We start from the raw sequence: 20,547 nt of genomic DNA, 5'->3' as shown, positions 1-20,547 counted from the left end.
GGCTACTTCGTCAGGCTCGGCAGATCGAGCCCTTTGTCGCGGGCGCATTCGATCGCTGTGTCGTAACCCGCGTCGGCGTGACGCATGACGCCGCTGGCGGGATCGTTCCAGAGCACGCGCGAAATCCGCTTTGCCGCTTCCGGCGTGCCGTCGGCGACGATTACCATGCCGGCATGCTGGGAATAGCCGATGCCGACGCCGCCGCCGTGATGCAGCGACACCCAGGTCGCGCCGCTGGCGCAATTGAGCAGCGCGTTGAGCAAGGGCCAGTCGGACACGGCGTCCGACCCGTCCTTCATCGCCTCGGTTTCGCGGTTGGGGCTCGCCACCGAGCCGCTGTCGAGATGATCGCGACCGATCACGATGGGTGCCTTCAATTCGCCGCGCGCCACCATCTCGTTGAAGGCAAGGCCCAGGCGATCGCGATCGCCAAGCCCGACCCAGCAGATCCGCGCCGGCAGGCCCTGAAACTTGATGCGCTCCCTGGCCATGTCGAGCCAGTTGTGCAGATGCTTGTCGTCAGGCATCAGCTCCTTGACCTTGGCGTCGGTCTTGAAGATGTCCTCGGGATCGCCCGACAGCGCGGCCCAGCGGAACGGCCCGACGCCACGGCAGAACAAGGGACGGATATAGGCGGGGACGAAGCCGGGAAAATCGAAGGCATTCTTCAGGCCCATGTCCTGCGCCATCTGGCGGATGTTGTTGCCGTAGTCGAGCGTCGGGATGCCTTGCGCATGGAAATCCAGCATGGCCTGCACGTGCTCGACCATCGAGGTCTTCGAGGCGCGCTCCACGGATTTTGGATCGGCGGCGCGCTTGGCTTCCCACTCCGCGAGTGTCCAGCCCTTCGGCAAATAGCCGTTGATCGGATCGTGCGCGCTGGTCTGATCGGTGACGATATCCGGCCTGACACCACGGCGGACCAGCTCGGGAAAAATCTCTGCGGCATTGCCGAGCAGGCCGACCGAGACCGCCTTCTTCGTCTTCGCCGCCTCCGCCATGATCGCAAGCGCCTCGTCGAGCGTCGCGGCCTGGCGATCGAGATAACCGGTGCGCAGCCGCATCTCGATGCGGCTCGGCTGGCATTCGACCGCCAGCATCGAGGCCCCCGCCATGGTCGCAGCCAGCGGCTGCGCGCCGCCCATCCCGCCGAGACCGGCGGTCAGAATCCATTTGCCGGCGAGGCTGCCGCCATAGTGGCGCCGGCCAACTTCAACGAAGGTTTCGTAGGTGCCCTGCACGATGCCCTGGCTGCCGATATAGATCCAGGAGCCGGCCGTCATCTGGCCGTACATCATCAGGCCCTTGCGATCGAGCTCGTTGAAGTGATCGAGCGTCGCCCAGTGCGGCACGATGTTGGAGTTCGCGATCAGGACGCGCGGCGCATCGGCATGGGTGCGGAACACGCCGACCGGCTTGCCGGACTGGACCAGCAGCGTCTCGTCGGCTTCGAGCTTGCGCAAGGCCGCAATGATCCGGTCAAAGCTCTCCCAGTCACGCGCGGCGCGGCCGATGCCGCCATAGACGACGAGCTCGCTCGGACGTTCTGCAACGTCGGGATCGAGATTGTTCATGAGCATGCGCAAGGGAGCTTCCGTCAACCAGCTCTTGGCGCTGATTTCGCTGCCGCGGGGCGCGCGGATGGTGCGGTCATTGTCCAGTCGGCGGTTCATGCGGAACACCTCGTTAGGCAAGCGTCGGAAACGGGTCAGTTGAAAGTACGGCGAGCGCCGCAGCCGGCAGCGCGTCGGCCTCGACCAGCGCGGCAGCCTTGGCGAGATCGCCGGCCATGTAGCGATCGGCGCCGAGCGGCGGCACCTGCTCGCGTAGCGCGGCGATGACGGCGGCGAGCGGTGCGCTGGTTGCATGCGGCGCGCGCAGCGTGATGCCCTGGGCGGCGACCAGCAGCTCGATGCCCAGGATGGTCGCGAGATTGTCGGCCATGTCCGACAGCCGCCGCGCGGCATGCGCGGCCATGGAGACATGGTCTTCCTGGTTGGCACTGGTCGGCGTCGAGTCGATCGAGCAGGCAGAAGCGCGCTGCTTGTTCTCGGCATAGAGCGCGGCCGCCGTCACCTCGGCGATCATGAAGCCGGAATTGATACCGGGATCGGGGGTAAGGAACGGCGGCAGGCCGAAATTGAGCGCGGGATCGACCAGCGTCGCGATGCGCCGCTCGCTGATCGCACCGATCTCCGACAGCGCCAGCGCGATGGTATCCGCGGCAAAGGCCACCGGTTCGGCATGGAAATTTCCGCCGGAGACGATCTCACCGGTCTCGACCAGCACGAGCGGATTGTCGGTGACGGCATTGGCCTCGACGACCAGCGTCCGCGCCGCCTGCACGATGAGGTCGAGCGCAGCGCCCGCGACCTGCGGCTGGCAGCGCAGGCAATAGGGATCCTGCACGCGCTCGTCGCCTTCGAGATGCGACAGACGGATGTCGCTGCCGTCGAGCAGCGCCATCAAGGTTGCCGCGGCCGCGATCTGGCCGGGATGACCGCGTAGCGTCTGGATCTCGGGGCGGAACGGCGCCGTCGAGGCCATCGCCGCATCGACCGACAGCGCGCCGGTGACGAGCGCGGCGCGAGCCAGGCGAAATGCACGCAGCACGCCGGAAACGGCGTAAGCGGTGGAGAATTGCGTGCCGTTGATCAGCGCGAGCCCTTCCTTGGGCCCCAATGTCAGCGGCACGATGCCGGCGGCCGCGAGCGCCTCGCTGCCCGACACCGTCTGGCCGTCGACGATCGCCTGCCCTTCGCCGATCATCACGGCGGTCATATGCGCGAGCGGCGCGAGATCGCCGGAAGCGCCGACCGAACCTTGCTGCGGCACCAGCGGTAATACGCGCAGCGCCAGCATGGCCTCCAACTGCTCGATCACCTCGCGGCGCACGCCAGAGGCGCCGCGCCCGAGCGAGACGATTTTCAGCGCCATCATGAGGCGGACGATCGGCTCGGGGGTCGCCGCACCGACGCCGCAGCAATGCGAGACGATGAGATTGCGCTGGAGCAGCGCGGTGTGGTCGGGCGGAATGCGCTTCGAGGCAAGTTTGCCGAAGCCGGTGTTGATCCCGTACACGGGAGCATCGGCTCGCGCAGCCCTTGCAACGATCTCCGCGGCCGCGTCGACGCGCGGCCAGAACGCGGGATCGAGAACGACAGATGCGCCTTCGAGCACGCGCGCGAGACCATCGAGGCTGACCGTTCCCGGTTTGACAACGATCGCCGCGCCCGGCTCCGTCATTGTCCCCTCCAAACCCGGCGGTGCAGCGGATTGAAGCCGATGCGGTAGACCAGCTCGGCGGGGCGATCGATGTCCCAGATCGCGAGATCACACCATTTGCCGGCCTCAAGCGTGCCGGTATCATGGAGCACGCCGAGCGCTCGCGCGCCTTCGCGGGTGACACCGGCAAGGCATTCGGCCACATTCATCCGGAACAGCGTCGCGCCCATGTTCATGGCGAGCAGGAGCGAAGTCAGCGGCGAGCTGCCCGGATTGCAGTCGGTCGCGAGCGCCATGGCAACGCCGTGCTTGCGGAACGCCTCGACCGGCGGTTTTTGCGTCTCGCGGATGAAGTAGAAGGCGCCGGGCAGCAGCACGGCCACGGTTTTAGCTCTTGCCATCGCCGCTGCACCGGCTTCGTCGGTGTGCTCGAGGTGATCGGCCGATAGCGCCGAGAATTTCGCGGCGAGCGCAGCACCGCCCAGGTTCGAGAGCTGGTCGGCATGCAGCTTGACCGGCAGTCCAAGCCGGCTCGCGGTCTCGAACACCCGTGCGGTCTGTTCTCCGGAAAATGCGATCCCCTCCATGAAGGCATCGACGGCATCGGCGAGGCCCGCCTTCGCGACCGCCGGCAACATCTCCCTGCAGACGAGATCGATGTAGCGATCCTTGTCGCCGTCGGCCTCTGGCGGCAACGCATGCGCGCCAAGAAACGACGTGCGGATCGCGACCGGCCGCTGACGGCCCAGGCTTCGCGCGGCGGCCAGCTGCCGCATCTCGGTCTCGGTATCCAAGCCGTAGCCGGACTTGATCTCGACCGTGGTGGCACCCTCGCCAATCAGCGCATCGAGCCGCGGCAGCGCGTGTGCGACGAGCTCGGCCTCGCTTGCCTTGCGCGTCGCGGCCACCGTCGAGACGATGCCGCCGCCGGCGCGCGCGATCTCCTCGTAGCTCGCGCCCTTCAGGCGCAACTCGAATTCATGGGCGCGGTTACCGCCATAGACGAGATGGGTGTGGCAGTCGACGAGGCCGGGCGTGATCCAGCGCCCCGCGCAGTCGATCCGTTCGGCTGCATCGGCATCTGCCGGAAAATCGGTCCGTGAACCCGCATAGACGATATGGCCGCCGCGCGCGGCGATCACACCGTGCTCGATCTCGCCGAGATCGGGACGATCGGCCCGCATCGTGGCGAGCCGGGCGTTATGCCAGATCCGGTCGAAGCGCTCTGCCATGCAACTGTCCCTTCGCGGATGCCCCTGCGCCCTGGGATGCTTGACTTATATGTCTAGACATATAATCGTGTCGCGGTTCTGTCCAGCCGGCATGGAAACATGACACGACTGCATTTCGCCTCCGCGCTCCTGCCCTCGGGCTGGGCCAATGCCGTGCAGGTGGTGATCACCGCCGGCGCGATCGCCGAGGTGACCGCGGGCGTGGCCCCGGCCTCCGGCGACGAACGCCACGCTATTGCACTTCCTGGACTTGCGAGCTTGCACAGCCACGCCTTCCAGCGCGGCATGGCGGGACTTGCAGAACTGCGCGGCGATAGCACCGACACCTTCTGGACCTGGCGCGAGACGATGTACCGCTTCGCGCTGGCGATGACGCCTGACGACGTCGCAGCGGTCGCGACACTGCTTTATGTCGAGATGCTGGAGCAGGGTTTCACCCGCGTCGGCGAATTCCACTATCTGCATCATGATCGCGACGGCTCGCCCTATGCCGACGTCGGCGAAATGGCCGCACGGATCGCGCAGGCCGCCGAAGCCTCGGGTATTGCGCTGACGTTGCTGCCGAGTTTTTATGCGCATGGCTCATTTGGCGGCGCAGCACCGCATGCCGGACAGCGCCGCTTCATCTGTACGGTTGATCAATTTTCCGCGCTGATGGTGGCCTCGCGCAAGGCGATTGCACGATTGCCGGGCGCGAATATCGGCATCGCGCCCCACAGCTTGCGCGCGGTGACGCCGGCCGAGCTTGCCGCGATCATTCCGCTCGCGGATGGCGGACCGGTGCACATTCATGCCGCCGAGCAGGTGAAGGAAGTCGAGGATTGCCTGGCGTGGTCCGGGCGACGTCCGGTGCAATGGTTGCTGGAACACGCGCCCGTCGACCAACGCTGGTGCCTCATTCACGCCACCCATACGACGAATGAGGAACTGGCCGCCGTCGTCAAGACCGGCGCGGTCGCCGGCCTTTGCCCCATCACCGAGGCGAGCCTTGGCGACGGCATTTTCCCGGCTCGCGAATTCGTCGGTGCCGGCGGCGCCTTTGGCGTCGGCACGGATTCCAATGTGCTGGTCGGCGTCGCCGACGAGCTGCGCCAGCTCGAATATGGCCAACGGCTCAAGCACCGCGAGCGCAACGTGCTCTCTGCCGGCGCAGGCCGCTCGACGGGACGCGCCCTGTTCGATCATGCATTTGCAGGCGGTGCGCGGGCACTGGCACAGATGTCAGTCGGTCTCACGCCAGGTGCGCGCGCCGACATCGTCTCGCTCGACATCACCCATCCCTCGCTGGCGGGGCGCGTGCGCGACGCCGTCCTCGACGGCTGGATCTTTGCTGCGGGCAGCGGTGCGGTCGATTGCGTCTGGGCCGGCGGCGACAAGGTCGTCGAAGGCGGCCGGCACAGACTGCGCCAGGCCGCGCGCGAACACTTCAACGCATCGGTGCGGAGGCTCGTTGCATGAGCCTGGCCACTGATACGACCGACCAGCCCACGCTCTACAAACGGATTCGCGCCGATATCGAGAACCGCATTCTGACCGGCGAGTGGCCGCCCGGGCATCGCATCCCCTTCGAGCACGAACTGGTCGCGCGTTACGGCTGCTCACGCATGACCGTGAACAAGGCGCTGTCGGAGCTCGCGCAAGCCGACCTGATCGAGCGGCGGCGACGTGCCGGCTCCTTCGTCCGCCGGCCGCAACATCAGTCCGCCGTGCTCAAGATCGCGGACATGCGCGCCGAGATCACCGCGCTCGGGCGTGCTTACGGCTACGAGCTGATCGGCCGCAAGCTCCGCGCCGCAACGGCTGCCGACCGCGACCGCCTCGGCGTCAAGAAGGCCGGCAAGGTGGTCGCGATCACCTGCCGCCACAGCGCCGACAACGTGCCTTTCGCCGTCGAGGACAGGCTGATCGATCTCGCGTCGGTGCCGAATGCAGCGACCGCGGATTTTTCGCGTGAGCCGCCCGGCTCGTGGCTGCTTCACCATGTTCCATGGACAGAGGCCGAGCATACGATCAGCGCTATCGTCGCGGATGATCGCACGGCGGAAGCGCTCGACATCGCCGTCGGCGCACCCTGCCTCGTGATCGACCGCTATACCTGGCGCAGCGCGCGCACGATCACCGCGGTGCGGCTGCTCTATCCCGGTGACTCTCACCGCCTTGTCGCCCGATTCAAGGGAGGCTGAGAGGACGATGTCGGCACAAATCGTGCAACGCTTCGCGCAACGGTCCATGAGGACCGACCAAGATCAACAGGACGTCAATCCATCGATCGGCAAGAGGACGACAATCATGCGTAGTTCGAAAGTATTTGCGACAATCATTGCTCTCACAGCTTCCACTTCCGTGCTCGCCGACGACGTCAAGGTCGGCGTCGGCATTTCCGGATGGACGGGGTTCGCGCCGCTGACGCTGGCGAAGGAAGCCGGCATTTTCAAGAAGAACGGCCTCGACGTCACCATCAAGAAGATTCCGCAGAAGGATCGCCATCTCGCGATCGCCTCCGGCGACGTCCAGTGCGCGGCAACGACCGTGGAGACCTGGATCTCCTGGAACGCCAACGGCGTCGCGACCAAGCAGATCTTCCAGCTCGACAAGAGCTACGGCGCTGACGGCATGGCCGTGCGCAACGAGCTCGCCGCGATCAAGGATCTGAAGGGCAAGACGGTTGCGGCGTCCGCGCCCGGCACCTCGCCCTATTTCGCGCTGGCCTGGATGCTCAAGAAGAACGGCTTGTCGGTTAAGGACGTCACCGTCGTGAATCTCGAGCCGGCTGCGGCCGCGCAGGCCTTCGTCTCCGGCCAGAACGATGCCGCCATGACCTATGAGCCGTACCTGTCGACGGTTCGTGCCGCACCCGACAAGGGCAAGATCATCGCGACCACGCTCGACTATCCGATGGTCATGGACACGTTCGGCTGCACGCCGAAATTCCTCACCGAGAACCCGAAGGCCGCCAAGGCGCTCGCCGACAGCTATTTCGAGGCCCTCGAAATGATCTCCAAGGACCAGGCCAAGGCCTACGAGATCATGGGCGCCGACGTGAAGCAGACCGGCGAGGCCTTCGGCAACTCGGCAAAGTATCTGCGCTGGCAGGACAAGGCTGCGAACCAGAAATTCTTCGCCGGCGATTTCCTGACCTTCAACAAGGAGGCCGCCGACCTCCTGCTCGAGATCGGCATCATCAAGGCCGCGCCGAAGGTCGAGGATCTCTTCGACGCGAGCTATATCAAGTAAGTCTCCTAGGAGCCGCCGGCCCCGTCTCGCGGCGGGGCCGGCAAACTTGTTCACCGCCCGGATAGACAGTTTGATGCGTCCCCTCGATCCCGTGACGTCAAGGCAGCGCGTGGCTTACGGCCTTGCGTTCTTCGTGGTGTTCGTTGCCCTCTGGTCCTGGGCGACCTTCGGCGGCCACGTGTCGAAGGTGTTCCTCGCCAACCCGCTGACCATGGTGCAGGAAGGCGTCGATCTGATCGTCAAACAGGGCTTCCTGTTCGACATCGGCATGACAATCTGGCGCGTCGTCGGCGGCTTCGTGCTGGCCGCCATCATCGCGGTGCCGTTCGGCGTGCTGATGGGCGCGTACAAGCCGGTCGAGGCGTTCCTCGAGCCGTTCGTCTCCTTTGCGCGCTATTTGCCGGCCTCCGCTTTCATTCCTCTCCTGATTCTGTGGGCCGGCATCGGCGAGCTGCAGAAGCTGCTCGTCATCTTCATCGGTTCGGTGTTTCAGATCATCCTGATGATCGCCGTCACCGTCGGTACCACGCGGCGCGACCTGGTCGAGGCCGCCTATACGCTGGGGGCCAGCGACCGCGGCATCATCCGCCGCGTGCTGTTGCCCTCTTCCGCGCCGGAGATCGCCGAGATCCTGCGGCTGGTGCTGGGCTGGGCCTGGACCTATGTCATCGTCGCCGAACTGATCGGCTCCTCCTCCGGCATCGGCCACATGATCACCGACAGCCAGGCGCTGCTCAACACCGGCCAGATCATCTTCGGCATCATCGTGATCGGGCTGATCGGCCTCGTCTCGGACTTCCTGTTCAAGGCGTTCAACGCGTGGCTGTTTCCCTGGAGGCTCGCATGACGATCCTCAAGATCGAACAGGTCTCGCGGACCTTTCCCGCGCGTCACGGCAACGCCCCAACGAGGGCACTGGAGCCGACCGATCTTGTGATCGGCAACAACGACTTCGTCACCATCCTCGGCCCTTCCGGCTGCGGCAAGTCCACGCTGCTTCGCATCGTCGCCGGCCTGGATCGCCCGACCGGCGGACGCGTGGTGCTCGACGGACGCGAGGTCACCGGTCCGGGCGCCGACCGCGGCATGGTGTTCCAGTCCTACACGCTGTTTCCCTGGCTGACGGTGCGCGAGAACATCGCCTTCGGCCTGCGCGAGCGTGGGGTGTCCGAGTCGGAGCGAAACAAGATCGCCGACGCCTTCATCCGCCAGGTCGGTCTGTCCGGCTTCGAGAACCATTGGCCAAAGCAGCTCTCCGGCGGCATGCAGCAGCGCACCGCGATCGCGCGCGCGCTCGCCAATGACCCCAAGATCCTGCTACTCGACGAGCCATTCGGCGCGCTCGACAACCAGACTCGCGCCCTGATGCAGGAAATGCTGCTCGGGATCTGGGAGCGCGACCAGAAGACCGTGCTCTTCGTGACCCACGACATCGAGGAAGCGATCTTCCTCGGCAGCCGCGTCATCGTCATGAGCGCGCGCCCCGGCCGCATCAAGGCCGAGATCAACGTGGACCTGCCGCATCCGCGCTCCTACAAGATCAAGACCACGCCCGAATTCGTCCAGTTGAAGGAACGGCTGGTCGAGGAGATCCGCACCGAGGCGTTGAAGGTTGCCGAGCATGCCTGACACTTTTTCACGCGCAAACGGGATACGCGTTCTCGCCGATCTCAATGCGCTCCGCGCCATCGGCGCCTACAAGACCGGCGTGCACAAGCCGACCTTCTCCGAGCCGCACAGGCTTTCGCTGGATTGGCTGGTGCGGAAGCTGCCCGACGCGGGCCTCACCGCGGCGATCGACGGCATCGGCAATGTCTTCGGCACCAGCGCAAAGCCGGGACCCAAGCTGCTGGCGGGATCGCATCTCGAAAGCCAGAACTACGCCGGCTGGCTCGACGGGCCGCTCGGCGTCGTCTACGCGCTCGAAGCGGCCCGCGTGCTCAATGCCGATCCCTCGCTCGACGGCGCGGTCGAACTTGCCGCCTGGTGCGACGAGGAAGGACATTTTGGGCACTTCCTCGGTTCGCGCTCCTATGTCGGACAAGTGACCGAGGCCGACATTGATGCCGCACGCGACCGCACCAGCGGCCGCAGCATGCGGGAGGCACTCGCCGACATGGGGCTGGCAGGACGACCGCGCATTACCGCCGAGCCGGGCCGGCATGTCGGATATCTGGAAGCGCATATCGAGCAGGGCGACACGCTCGAAAGCGGTCGCCTTGCGATCGGCGTCGTCACCTCCATCGTGGGCATCTGGCAATACCAGATCAATTTCGTCGGTGAGCAGAATCACGCCGGCACCACCCGCATGGCTGCACGGAAGGATGCCGGGCTGGCGCTGGCAAAATTCTGCGTCGCGATCGACGAGCGTTTCCCTGATACAAGCGGCCCGCGCACGGTCTGGACCACCGGCCGCATCACGCTCGATCCTGGCGCGCCCAGCATCATTCCGGGGGGAGCCGAAATGCTGTTCCAGATCCGCGACGACGATCCATCGGTTATCGCGCGGCTGGAGGAGTTGCTGCGGAGCATGGTGTACGAGGCCAGCGCGAAAGGCCCCTGCACCATCACCGTGGAAAAGATTCGCACTGGCGCTCCGGCCATGATGAACGCGGGCATCCAGGACGCGATCGAAGCCGCGAGCAAGGCCCTTGCCGGCGGACGGTCCGTCCGCATGCCCAGCGGCGCCGGCCACGACGCGCAGATGCTGGCGACGGTCATGCCCGCGGGTATGCTGTTCGTACCGTCGATCGGCGGCATCAGCCATCACTGGACCGAGAACACCGCCGACGTCGACATCGTCACGGGCGCGCAAGTGTTCGTCGAAGCTTGTCGGCGGATACTCGGCGGCTAGAACGGCGTGCCGCCCCCACTCTCTCCCCATCGTCATTGCGAGCGAAGCGAAGCAATCCAGAATCCCGCCGCGGCGGCAGACTGGATTGCTTCGCTTCGCTCGCAATGACGGAGTATGAGGCGGTAGCGCCGCTGTTCCAGTTAGCATTTTGAATTGCAGACACAGCTTCGCAGCCTCGCGGCGCATTTCGCCCGAGTTTTGCTTCGTCATTCCACCCTCAAATCCAAGAGGGCGCAGGGAAGGCCGGGTGCCGGCTGGCACCCGCGGTCCGCTGCGCGAAGATGTAGCGCAAGGAAACCGCACAGCAGCATACAGGTGTAGCCAATCACTCGGCCTTCCCTGCGCGATGGTTGGACGGCTTATGCCGTGCTCTCCCGGGAGCCGAACTTTCCTTCTGGCCTCCCTCGCCTCGCGAATTGGATGATGCTGTCTGCCCGGTTGGGCTCGCACACACCTCCGCGAAAGCTTGACCGTAGCAACGACGGCCAGGACCACACGGTTTTGCCGTACGCGCATTCGCCATTTCGCCGCAGGGTTCGACGGCATCGTGCACGTAGCCATCGAAATACCGACGAGACGAACTTCACAGCGCCGCTCGTCCGCACGTGGCCACGGGCTCACAGGGACTACCCGCCCTGCCCGCACCTCTCATGCCGACGCTGCCGCGTCCATCGCAACCCGGCTCGCAATCAAGACGACAACGAGATCGCCCCTCAAGGATGAGCCGGGATGGCCGACACATACGCCATTTCCGAATTTCGGTAAAGTGGAATATTTTTGCGCGCACGGCTTGACACCGGCGCAGGTCGGGCTGTCAGGGTGTTTCGTCTGACGGCGCAGCCCACCGGCGCCGCCGAGATGCCGGTGACGAGCCAAAAGGCCTGTGTGTCCGCTTGCGGCCAACCCACGGGCCGCCTGCGACAATCCGAGTCTGCCGCGGACATAAAGACGCAACAATTGCGCGGCTTGTCGATTGCCCCTGCCCCTGATTCCCCCTCCCGGAGTTCCCATGTCTTCTGCCGACAGGCCAGCGACACGCCTTGCGACCAGGCTTGCCTTCCTCGTCGCGGGCTTCGGCATCGCGTGCTGGGCACCGCTGGTGCCGTTCGCGAAGGCGCGGCTCGCCGTCGACGACGGCATCCTCGGACTGCTCCTGCTCAGCCTCGGCATCGGCTCGGTCGTCGCGATGGTTCTGACGGGCGTGCTGAGCGCGCGCTATGGCAGCAAGCCGATCATCATTGCGGGCGGGCTCGGTCTTGCCCTGGTCCTGCCTCTGCTGACAATCGCGAGCTCGCCCATGACGCTGGCGCTGGCACTGCTCGCATTTGGCGCCGCGCTTGGCTCCATCGACGTCGCCATGAACATCCACGCGGTTGAGGTGGAGCGCGCCGCGGGACGTCCGCTGATGTCCGGCTTCCACGCGCTGTTCAGCATCGGCGGCTTCGCCGGGGCCGCGCTCATGACCGCACTGCTCTCGCTGCAACTCGGTGCGCTCGCCTGCACACTGATCTGCTCCGTCCTGATGCTGATCGCGACGCTGGCGGCCTGGCCGCGGCTGCTTCGCTCCGTGCAGGTACAGGAGGGGCCGTTGTTCGTGTTGCCGCATGGCGCCGTGCTCCTGCTCGCGCTGCTTTGCGCCATCACCTTCCTCGTCGAAGGCGCGATGCTCGATTGGGGCGCGCTGCTCGTCATCGGCGCGGGTCTCGTTTCCGAAGCGCAAGGCGGGATCGGTTATATCGTGTTCTCCGTCGCGATGACGATCGGGCGGCTCGGCGGCGACGCCGTCGTCGCACGCATCGGAGACCGCACGACATTGGTCTGGGGCAGCCTGATTGCGATCGCGGGTTTCATGGTCCTGCTCACCGCTCCCGTCGTGGCGGTCGCCGTAGCCGGCTTTTTGCTCATCGGCCTCGGCGCATCGAACCTCGTGCCGGTGCTGTTCCGGCGGGCGGCGAGGCAGACGGTGATGCCCACGGGGCTCGCCGTCGCGGCGATCACGACCGCCGGCTACGCCGGCGTTCTCGTCGGCCCCGCCGGTGTCGGCTTCGTCGCACGTCTTGGTGGATTGCCGATGGCGTTCTGGCTCCTGGCTGTGCTGATGGGCCTCGTCACGCTGTCGGCGCGCATCGTTACGCGCGCCGACGGCTGAGCGGCCTCACAAATTGCTCAGCCCGATCGATTTGATCAGGGGCGCGAGGCTTGCGGATGTGGCCTCGACGATGCGCTGGAATTTGTCCGGGCCTGAATCGTTGTCCGGCTCCATGCCCTGGGCGCGATAGCTCGCCAGAAGCGCCGTATCGGCCATGGCAAGCCGCGTCGCCTGCGCGATCCGGCCGATGATCGCATCGTCGGTGTCCTTGGGTGCGAACAGACCGAACCATCCCTCATACCGGATGCCGGGCATGCCGGATTCGACGGCGGTCGGGATCTCCGGCGCGCCGCTCAGCCGCGTTTCGGTGGTGACCGCAAGCAGCCTGACTTTCCCGGCTTGAGCCAGCTGCTGCAATTGAACGGACATGACGGCAATGACGAGCGATATCTGGCCGCTGACGAGGTCGTTGGTCGCCTGCGCGATGCCTCGATAGGGCACGTGGACGATGTCCAGCGCCCCGGCCTGCTGCTTGAAGGCTTCGCCGACCAGATGGTTTCCGGTGGCGATCCCCGGCGTGCCATAGGACAGCTTTCCCGGATTGGCTTTCGCATAGGTGATCAACTCGCGCAGGCTTGCGGCGGGCACCGAAGGATTGATGGCGAAAACCAGCGCGCTGTTGATCAGCCGGTAGATGGCGCGGAAATCGCCAACGGAATATCCGGGATTCGCCGACGTCATGGGAATGATGACCTGCGTGCTGCCGTTGCCGAGCAGCAGCGAATAGCCGTCGGGCACCTCGCGCGCGACCGCCGCGGACCCGATGGCGCCGCCCGCGCCGCCGATATATTCGACGAAGGTCGGCCCGAGCAGCGATGGCATCCTGTCCACCCAGGGGCGCGCGATCTGGTCACCCGATCCGCCGGCTCCGTAGGGAATCACCAGGCGAATGGGACGAGACGGATAGTCGGCGGCTTGTCCGTTGCGGGGAAGCGCGGCGAGCGCCGCTGCGCTTGTCAACGCGCGCACGAATTGTCGCCGCGTGAAAGAGGCCATGCTGGAAATTCCGGAAGTCGGCAGTCAATGTGGTGGCGGGACCGGCTCCCGGACCATGCCATCGCAGCAATCCGGCATCACAGTCAATGCTCCATCCGGATGAACCCCGGCGTCATCGCATCGTCACGTCGGCCTAACACGTTATTTTTCAAGCATTATTTCGGCGAGCCATCCGTCCACGCAGGGCTGCCAACCCTGCCCACTGCTTTCGGCCAGTTTACTGTACGCCTCGTTCTGGTAGACCAAAAAGTAATACCTTTTGACTCCCTTCGAGGGGGCGATGGCGCGTGCCAGATCGTAGCGAAGACTCGGCCATTTCCTTTGGGCCATTTCGACTGTTTCCGAAGTCCCGACTCTTGGAGAAGGAGGGCTCGCCGCTTCACCTCGGCGGCCGCGCTCTCGACATTCTCATCTTCCTTGCCGGACGCCCCGGAGAAGTCGTCGACAAGAGAGAGCTGGTCAAGCGCATCTGGGCTGGCGTCAATGTCGACGAGGGCAGCCTGCGCTTCCATGTCGCGGCGCTGCGCAAGGCGCTCGGCGACACCGGCAAGTCGGCCCGTTACGTCGTCAACGTGCCCGGCCGCGGCTATTGCTTTGTCGCCTCGTTCGCTCAAGCAGCTCCGCCGGCCGCCCCGCTCCCGGCCGAAACCGCCCCTCCCCGCTCCCTGCCCGCTCAGCTCACCAGGATGGTCGGCCGGGAAGATGTCATCGAGAAGATTTCGAACGGACTTTCGCTCTATCGCTTCATGACCGTCGTCGGCCCGGGCGGCATCGGCAAGACCTCGGTCGCCGTCACCGTCGGGCATCGCCGGTCCCAGGATTTCGGCGGGCGAGTCTTCTTCGTCGATTTCGGTCCGCTGAGGGATGCCAGTCACATCGCGACCACGATTGCTTCGGCGCTCGGACTGACCATCAGCGCAGAGGATCCGACGCCGGCTCTGCTGACGCTTCTGAAGACCGGCCCGGCCCTGCTGATCTTCGACAGTTGCGAACATGTGCTGGATCATTTGGCGCCGCTCGTCGAGCGCATCGTTCGCGAGGCGCCGCAGCTTCGTGTTCTCGCAACCAGCCGCGAGTCGTTCCGCAGCGAAGGGGAGCGGATTTTTCGGCTGTTCCCGCTGGATTGTCCGCCCGAGCGCGAAGGGCTTGCTGTCGACGAGGTCCTTGCCTACCCCGCAGCTCAACTCTTTGTGGAGCGCATTGCGCAGAGCTCGGGCCCGTTCCAGCTCAGCGCGGAAGAGGCGCCGCTCGTCGCGAGCATCTGCCGACGCCTCGACGGCATCGCGCTGGCGATCGAGCTCGCGGCGGGCCGCGTCAATGCTTACGGCATCGCCGGCACGGCATCTCTGCTCGACAGCCGCTTTTCGCTGCAATGGCGCGGCCGGCGCACCGCCGTGCCACGGCACCAGACGCTTGCCGCGGCTCTCGACTGGAGCTACGACCTTCTGCCTGCTGCGGAGAGCGCCACGCTGCGACGCCTGTCGGTCTTTGCCGGGCCTTTCGCGCCGGAGGCGGCTGCCGCGATCGCGTCCGGTGACGGCCTCAATGCATCCGAGACTCTCGAAGCGATCGACAGCCTGGTGACCAAATCGCTGATCTCGCCGTCCGGCTCGCGGACACTGCGCTATCGGCTGCTCGACACCACGCGGACCTATGCATACGGAAAACTCAACGAGCTCGGCGAAGCCAGGCAGTTCGCGCGGCGTCATGCCGAGCATTTTCGCGATCTATTCGAGCGCGCGGAGGCCGATATTTCGACGCCGCTGCCGGAATGGCTGAGCATCTATGGCGCGGAGCTGGACAATGTGCGTGCGGCGTTGGACTGGGCGTTCGGGCCCGACGGCGAGGCGAGACTTGGTATCGCGCTGACGGCGGCCGCGGTCACGCTATGGGTGCGTCTTTCGCTGTTCGCGGAATGCCGTGAGCGCAGCAGAACGGCGCTCGCGGCGCTCGGAGACACCGCCGACGACGACCGCATCCGCATGCAGCTTCTGTCGGCGCTCGGATGGTCGCTGATGTATGGCGAGGGCCGCGCGCGCGAGGCGCGACCGATCCTCGAGACCACCCTGGAGCTTGCTGACAGGCTCGAGGACAAGGATTTTAGGCTGCGGGCGCTCTGGGGCTTGTGCATCGACCAGTTCAACAACGGACAGTTCGGCAAAGCCCGTGCCCTCGCCGATCGCTTTGCGAACGCAGCCGCGAATTCGCCCGACAAGACCGATGTCATGCTGGGCGACCGGCTGATGGCCGTCGCGCTGCACTATCTCGGGGACCAGAACGAGGCGCGGCTGCGCATCGACCGGGTCAATGCATCGCTGCATGTGCTGGCGGAGAAGCCGAAGATCTTCCCGCTCGATCTGAGAATCTCGACCCAATATTTTCGGGCTCGCATCCTGTGGCTTCAGGGCCTGGCCGATCAGGCTCAGGCCCTCACGGCCAGGAACATCGAGGAAGGCCGGGCCAATGGCCACGCGCTGACCTTCTGCAGCGTGCTCGGACAAGCCGCCTGTCCGATCGCCTTCTGGTCCGGCGATTTCGACGCTGCGGAGCGTCACGGCGCCGAACTGCTCGAACACACCGAACGCCACGCGATCCGGCTGTGGGGCCTGTGGGCACGCGCCTTCAACGCCGCAGTCATGGTCAAGCGCGGGGACGTCACAACCGGCCTGCCGCTGCTGCGCGAGGAGCTCAATCGCGCCGGCGATGCGCGCTTCCTGCCGCGTTTCCTGCCCTTGCTCGGCGAGCTCGCCGCGTGTTCCGGAGAGGCCGACCAGGTTGATCGCGGCCTCGACGTGATCGAGGATGTGCTGACCCGCTGCAACGACCGGCAGGAGCTCTGGTATCTGCCGGAGTTGATCCGCATCAAGGGAGAGTTGATGCTCAGGAGCGCCCGGCATTCAGAGGATGCCGAGGCGCGTTTTCGCGAGGCCATGGCCATTGCCGGCCAGCAAGGCGCGCGCTTCTGGGAGCTGCGAAGCGCAGTCAGCCTGGCACGGTTGATGATCGGGGCCGGCCAGAGCGCGGAGGCTCTGGCGGTTCTCGATCATGTCTCCGGGGCGTTTGCCGAGGGCTCAGACTTCGCCGATATGCGCGTCGCCCGCGACCTGGTCGCGCAATTGCGAACCTGAACGCGCGCTAACTAGCCTAGCCTGCCGCTGCAGCCCCGCGCCGCGGCAGTTTCCAGTCGGGGCGGATGAAGTGGCAGGTGTACCCGTCCGGATAACGTTCGAGATAATCCTGATGCTCCGGCTCGGCTTCCCAGAATTCGCCCGTGGGCGCGACCTCGGTCACGACCTTGCCAGGCCAGAGACCGGACGCCTCGACGTCTGCAATCGTATCCTTTGCGACCCGCTTCTGTTCATCGCTCGTATAGAAGATCGCCGAGCGATAGCTCGTACCCAAATCATTGCCCTGGCGGTTGAGCGTGGTCGGATCGTGGATCTGGAAGAAGAACTCCAGCATGGTCCGAAAGCTGGTCTTGGCGGGATCGAAGGTGATCTCGATCGCTTCGGCATGACCTTCATGATTGCGGTAGGTGGCATTCTTCACCGCGCCGCCGGTGTAGCCGACGCGGGTGGAAACCACGCCCGGCTGCCTGCGGATCAGATCCTGCATGCCCCAGAAGCAGCCTCCGGCCAGAATTGCGCGTTCCGTTGTCATATCTCCACTCCCAATTGATCCGGCTGTCCGTTCTGCATCCGTCGCATTCTATGCTTATGGCGGCCCAGCCGAAAGCCGGGCATTTGTCCATCCGGTTCCTGTCGTGGAGGCCAAAGCTTCGACGACCTCAGCTTTCCCAACCAGAACCAGATGGACATAAATTAAGCCCGCCCTAGATCAGCTTGGCGTCAAGCGTGATCTCGGCGTTGAGCACCTTGGACACCGGGCAGTTCTTCTCGGCCTCGCCCGCGATCCTGGCGAAACCGGCGTCGTCGAGGTTCGGCACCTTGGCACGCAAGGTCAGCGCCGATTTGCTGATCTTGAAGCCTTTGCCTTCGGGCTCGAGGCTGACCGCGGCTTCCGTCGACAGCTCGTCCGGCGTGAAGCCGGCGAGCTGCAGGCCGAAGGCCAGCGCCATGGTGAAGCAGCCGGCATGGGCCGCCGCGATCAACTCCTCGGGATTGGTCCCCTTCTCGTTCTCGAAGCGGGTCTTGAAGGAATAAGGCGTCGCGGCGAGCACGCCGGATTCGCTCGACAGTTGACCGGTGCCATCGCGACCGGTGCCCTTCCAGACTGCTGTTGCCTTGCGGATCATCTCAATTCTCCATGTTTGATTTCAGCACGGCGCCCAGTACGGTACGAAAGCGACATTGGCACGACCACCTGTCGCCGCTCCAACCGGCCGAGCGCCGCAGCGGTTCCGTCATTCTTGCTTTGACGCGTTTTTTCACGCGAACCGGTATCCACTTCGATCGAAAACGCGCTAGCTACCGATCTGTCCGACGTGGAAGCCGAGCCGGTTCTCGACGTCACCGGCGCGGTGGAAGCCGCGCGACATCAGCGCCTTGATGCGGGTCTGGCTCGCGGGGCGGCCGAGCGAGGCCAGGAACGCGTCCCATTCCGGCTTGATCTCGATATCCGGCGGCAGGCTTGCGACGTCGACGAGGCGCTTGGTCTCGGCAATCGCCTCCTTGTCGAAAGACGCGATGCGCATGGCGAGCGCCTCGACGAAGCCGTCGAGCTCTGCATCGGGCAACGACCGGTTCACATAGCCGTAACGTTCGGCGAGATCGCCGTGAATGTCGTCGGCGCCGAGCAGAACTTCGAGCGCGCGGCCGCGGCCCATCAGGCGCGGCAACCGCGCCATCGGCCCGCCGCCGGGCACCAGGCCCGCACCGACCTCCCATTGCGACAGAATCGCCTTTTCGCGGCTGGCAAAGCGCATATCGCTCGCGAGCGCCAGTTCGCTGCCGACACCGGTCGCGCGGCCCCTGATCGAGGCAATCGAAACGACCGGCGCGCGGCTGAGACGCACCAGCATGTCGGGCAGCGCCTGCAGGCCGGTTGGCCCGGGCGGGATCCGAAGCGAAACCTCCAGCGGCGCGAGGAAGTCGTAATGCGTGATGAAGAAGCCTTCGACGGCACTGTCGAACACCACGACCTTCACCTCAGGATCGGTCTCGATCGCCGTGACGACGTCGTCGAGAAGCGGAAGCTGCTTGGGGCCGAAGATATTGACGGGAGGCATGTCGAAGGTGACACGCCAATACGACGGCAGCCGACGTTCCACGCGGATTTGGTCGGTCGTGAATGTGCGTTCGGGGCGGTTCATGATTTGCATTCCTGGTTTGTGGGGAAAGAAGGGAACGCGCGGAAGTGCGCGTCCTCGCAGGTCTCAGATCGACTGACGCAGCGGTCGAAAAGCGGTGCGCATTTCCGCGCAGAACAACGCAGGCTGCTCCCAGGCCGCGAAATGGCCGCCCTTGTCCAGACGGTTGTAGTGCATCAGCTTCGGATAGGCCTTCTCGGTCCAGCTGCGCGGCGCCGCATAGATCTCGTCCGGGAAGACGCTGACGGCGACCGGGATCTTGATGTGCTTGGGCTCGAAGAACACCAGCTTGTTCTCCCAGTACAGCCGCGCCGACGACACTGCGGTGTTGGTGAGCCAATAGAGCGTAATGTTGTCGATCACGTCGTCGCGCGACAGCCCTTCCGTCTTGCCGTCGAACACCCGGGCGATCATCGCGGCGCTGCGCGCATCATGGTCGAGCATCCAGGACGCGAGGCCCGCCGGCGAATCCACAAGGCCATAGAGCGTCTGCGGCCGGTTGGACATCTCGATCGCGTAGCCGAGACCGTGCTTGTAGAAGTCATCGAGCTGATCGTAAGCATGGCGCTCGTCGGCCGAGAGGTTCGACGGCCGCGATCCGCCGGGCTGAAGCGCCTTGGCGATGTCGTCCGGAACGGTCGCGGGCATGTTGGTGTGGATGCCGAGCAGCTCCGGCGGCGCGATCACCGCCATCTGCTCCGTCACGGCATTGCCCCAATCGCCGCCTTGCGCGACATAGCGGCTATAGCCGAGCCGCTTCATCAGCACGATCCAGGCGCGCGCGACGCGCTGCGGATCCCAGCCCAATTCCGTCGGCTTGCCCGAAAAACCGTGACCGGGCAACGAGGGGATCACGAGATCGAAGGCGTCCGGCGCCGTCGCGCCATGTGCGGTGGGGTCGGTGAGCGGGCCGACGATCTTCATCTGCTCGATGATCGAACCGGGCCAGCCATGCGTGACGATCATCGGCAAGGCATTCTCGTGCCTGGAGCGGACGTGAATGAAGTGGATGTCGACGCCGTCGATGTCCGTGACGAATTGCGGCAAGGCATTCAGCCGCGCCTCCATCTTGCGCCAGTCGTAGTCGTTCTGCCAGTAACTCACGAGCTGCTGCACTGTCGTCAGCTGCACGCCCTGTGATTGATCGGCAACGATCTCACGATCCGGCCAGCGCGTCGCCGCGAGACGGCGGCGAAGATCAAGCAGATCCTGCTCGGGCACGCTGACATGGAACGGGCGAACCGCCCCGCTTACGCCCGCCTTCGCGGAATGCAGTGGCAGCAAGCTCGATACGCTTGCCGCAACTGCGGTCATCGCGGCCTGGGTCAACAGTTGACGGCGGTCTGGATTGAGAATGTCGGTACGTGCTTGCGTGGTCATGATCGATCTCCCTGACTTTGGTCGGTGGCGCTGATCGAATTCGACATCAACGCCTCGGTTCGTCATGCAGGGAGATTGGCGCACACCCAGGCAATTTGCTCGTTATGGGTTGTTAGACCGCGTTAGCCGTTGCGAGCCGCGCGAGAGCGAGCAGAGCGATCGGCGATCCGCGATGCGCGCCGCAAAAGCAACACGGCGCGCGATGAAC

16 protein-coding genes are annotated in these 20,547 nt (G+C 65.2%); 8 read left to right on the top strand and 8 right to left on the bottom strand.

The genetic code is table 11. From position 1 onward, the window contains the following. Positions 1-2: 2 nt before the first annotated feature. From hutU to hutI, 3 genes are read right to left on the bottom strand one after another with little or no spacing between them, the layout of a single operon-like run. Positions 3-1,673, bottom strand: a complete 1,671-nt coding sequence (gene hutU / locus ABIC03_RS36725; RefSeq protein ID WP_354065499.1) for a urocanate hydratase — start codon at positions 1,671-1,673, stop codon at positions 3-5. Between the two features lie 13 nt (positions 1,674-1,686). Further along, positions 1,687-3,246, bottom strand: a complete 1,560-nt coding sequence (gene hutH, locus ABIC03_RS36720; RefSeq protein WP_354065497.1) for a histidine ammonia-lyase — start codon at positions 3,244-3,246, stop codon at positions 1,687-1,689. Continuing rightward, a complete protein-coding gene (gene hutI / locus ABIC03_RS36715) occupies positions 3,243-4,457 on the bottom strand; it encodes an imidazolonepropionase (RefSeq protein ID WP_354065495.1) in 1,215 nt (404 codons plus the stop codon). The genes hutH and hutI overlap by 4 nt, the downstream gene beginning before the upstream one ends. Before the next feature lie 99 nt (positions 4,458-4,556). Here hutI and ABIC03_RS36710 point away from each other — a divergent pair, with 99 nt between their 5' ends. The 7 genes from ABIC03_RS36710 (at position 4,557) to ABIC03_RS36680 (ending at position 12,694) form a co-directional block, all read left to right on the top strand. Continuing rightward, entirely contained in the window at positions 4,557-5,915 is a 1,359-nt protein-coding gene (locus ABIC03_RS36710; protein WP_354065493.1) for a formimidoylglutamate deiminase, read from the top strand. Next, positions 5,912-6,640: a histidine utilization transcriptional repressor HutC gene (hutC, locus tag ABIC03_RS36705; RefSeq protein ID WP_354065491.1), complete on the top strand. Its 729-nt coding sequence runs from the start codon at positions 5,912-5,914 to the stop codon at positions 6,638-6,640. The genes ABIC03_RS36710 and hutC overlap by 4 nt, the downstream gene beginning before the upstream one ends. Before the next feature lie 106 nt (positions 6,641-6,746). Beyond that, complete coding sequence (locus ABIC03_RS36700) at positions 6,747-7,691, top strand: ABC transporter substrate-binding protein (protein ID WP_354065489.1); 945 nt, start codon at positions 6,747-6,749, stop codon at positions 7,689-7,691. A 73-nt stretch (positions 7,692-7,764) separates the two neighbouring features. Then, positions 7,765-8,538, top strand: coding sequence for an ABC transporter permease (locus ABIC03_RS36695; protein WP_027519414.1), 774 nt, complete (start codon positions 7,765-7,767; stop codon positions 8,536-8,538). Next, the gene (locus tag ABIC03_RS36690; protein ID WP_275173273.1) at positions 8,535-9,320 is read left to right on the top strand and encodes an ABC transporter ATP-binding protein; all 786 of its coding nucleotides are present in this window, start codon (positions 8,535-8,537) and stop codon (positions 9,318-9,320) included. The genes ABIC03_RS36695 and ABIC03_RS36690 overlap by 4 nt, the downstream gene beginning before the upstream one ends. Next, a complete protein-coding gene (locus tag ABIC03_RS36685; RefSeq protein WP_275173275.1) occupies positions 9,313-10,545 on the top strand; it encodes a Zn-dependent hydrolase in 1,233 nt (410 codons plus the stop codon). The genes ABIC03_RS36690 and ABIC03_RS36685 overlap by 8 nt, the downstream gene beginning before the upstream one ends. A gap of 1,009 nt (positions 10,546-11,554) precedes the next feature. Next, positions 11,555-12,694: an MFS transporter gene (locus ABIC03_RS36680; RefSeq protein WP_354065487.1), complete on the top strand. Its 1,140-nt coding sequence runs from the start codon at positions 11,555-11,557 to the stop codon at positions 12,692-12,694. Between the two features lie 6 nt (positions 12,695-12,700). Here ABIC03_RS36680 and ABIC03_RS36675 read toward each other — a convergent pair whose 3' ends face one another. Further along, positions 12,701-13,690 carry a Bug family tripartite tricarboxylate transporter substrate binding protein gene (locus tag ABIC03_RS36675; protein ID WP_354065485.1) on the bottom strand — a complete coding sequence of 330 codons (990 nt, stop codon included), beginning with the start codon at positions 13,688-13,690 and terminating at the stop codon, positions 12,701-12,703. Between the two features lie 287 nt (positions 13,691-13,977). Here ABIC03_RS36675 and ABIC03_RS36670 point away from each other — a divergent pair, with 287 nt between their 5' ends. Further along, positions 13,978-16,818 carry an ATP-binding protein gene (locus ABIC03_RS36670; RefSeq protein ID WP_354065482.1) on the top strand — a complete coding sequence of 947 codons (2,841 nt, stop codon included), beginning with the start codon at positions 13,978-13,980 and terminating at the stop codon, positions 16,816-16,818. Between the two features lie 16 nt (positions 16,819-16,834). On the opposite strand, the gene msrA is transcribed toward ABIC03_RS36670, so the two are convergent. The 4 genes from msrA to ABIC03_RS36650 form a co-directional block, all read right to left on the bottom strand. Further along, complete coding sequence (gene msrA, locus ABIC03_RS36665; protein WP_354065480.1) at positions 16,835-17,350, bottom strand: peptide-methionine (S)-S-oxide reductase MsrA; 516 nt, start codon at positions 17,348-17,350, stop codon at positions 16,835-16,837. A gap of 172 nt (positions 17,351-17,522) precedes the next feature. Beyond that, the gene (locus tag ABIC03_RS36660; RefSeq protein WP_275173283.1) at positions 17,523-17,945 is read right to left on the bottom strand and encodes an OsmC family protein; all 423 of its coding nucleotides are present in this window, start codon (positions 17,943-17,945) and stop codon (positions 17,523-17,525) included. Between the two features lie 168 nt (positions 17,946-18,113). Next, entirely contained in the window at positions 18,114-18,962 is an 849-nt protein-coding gene (locus tag ABIC03_RS36655) for an enoyl-CoA hydratase/isomerase family protein (protein ID WP_354065478.1), read from the bottom strand. Between the two features lie 63 nt (positions 18,963-19,025). Beyond that, the gene (locus ABIC03_RS36650) at positions 19,026-20,339 is read right to left on the bottom strand and encodes an epoxide hydrolase family protein (protein WP_354065476.1); all 1,314 of its coding nucleotides are present in this window, start codon (positions 20,337-20,339) and stop codon (positions 19,026-19,028) included. Positions 20,340-20,547 lie beyond the last annotated feature (208 nt).

The sequence above is a fragment of the Bradyrhizobium sp. RT6a genome, from assembly GCF_040547675.1.
Classification (GTDB): Bacteria; Pseudomonadota; Alphaproteobacteria; order Rhizobiales; family Xanthobacteraceae; genus Bradyrhizobium.
This window is presented reverse-complemented; position numbering and strand designations above follow the sequence as displayed.

Coding starts and splice junctions, on each gene's coding strand:
- ABIC03_RS36650 (WP_354065476.1), bottom strand. CDS start 20,339: ATGACCACGCAAGCACGTACCGACATTCTCAATCCAGACCGCCGTCAA.
- hutC (WP_354065491.1), top strand. CDS start 5,912: ATGAGCCTGGCCACTGATACGACCGACCAGCCCACGCTCTACAAACGG.
- ABIC03_RS36695 (WP_027519414.1), top strand. CDS start 7,765: ATGCGTCCCCTCGATCCCGTGACGTCAAGGCAGCGCGTGGCTTACGGC.
- hutI (WP_354065495.1), bottom strand. CDS start 4,457: ATGGCAGAGCGCTTCGACCGGATCTGGCATAACGCCCGGCTCGCCACG.
- ABIC03_RS36700 (WP_354065489.1), top strand. CDS start 6,747: ATGCGTAGTTCGAAAGTATTTGCGACAATCATTGCTCTCACAGCTTCC.
- msrA (WP_354065480.1), bottom strand. CDS start 17,350: ATGACAACGGAACGCGCAATTCTGGCCGGAGGCTGCTTCTGGGGCATG.
- ABIC03_RS36680 (WP_354065487.1), top strand. CDS start 11,555: ATGTCTTCTGCCGACAGGCCAGCGACACGCCTTGCGACCAGGCTTGCC.
- ABIC03_RS36675 (WP_354065485.1), bottom strand. CDS start 13,690: ATGGCCTCTTTCACGCGGCGACAATTCGTGCGCGCGTTGACAAGCGCA.
- ABIC03_RS36690 (WP_275173273.1), top strand. CDS start 8,535: ATGACGATCCTCAAGATCGAACAGGTCTCGCGGACCTTTCCCGCGCGT.
- ABIC03_RS36655 (WP_354065478.1), bottom strand. CDS start 18,962: ATGAACCGCCCCGAACGCACATTCACGACCGACCAAATCCGCGTGGAA.
- ABIC03_RS36685 (WP_275173275.1), top strand. CDS start 9,313: ATGCCTGACACTTTTTCACGCGCAAACGGGATACGCGTTCTCGCCGAT.
- ABIC03_RS36710 (WP_354065493.1), top strand. CDS start 4,557: ATGACACGACTGCATTTCGCCTCCGCGCTCCTGCCCTCGGGCTGGGCC.
- hutU (WP_354065499.1), bottom strand. CDS start 1,673: ATGAACCGCCGACTGGACAATGACCGCACCATCCGCGCGCCCCGCGGC.
- hutH (WP_354065497.1), bottom strand. CDS start 3,246: ATGACGGAGCCGGGCGCGGCGATCGTTGTCAAACCGGGAACGGTCAGC.
- ABIC03_RS36660 (WP_275173283.1), bottom strand. CDS start 17,945: ATGATCCGCAAGGCAACAGCAGTCTGGAAGGGCACCGGTCGCGATGGC.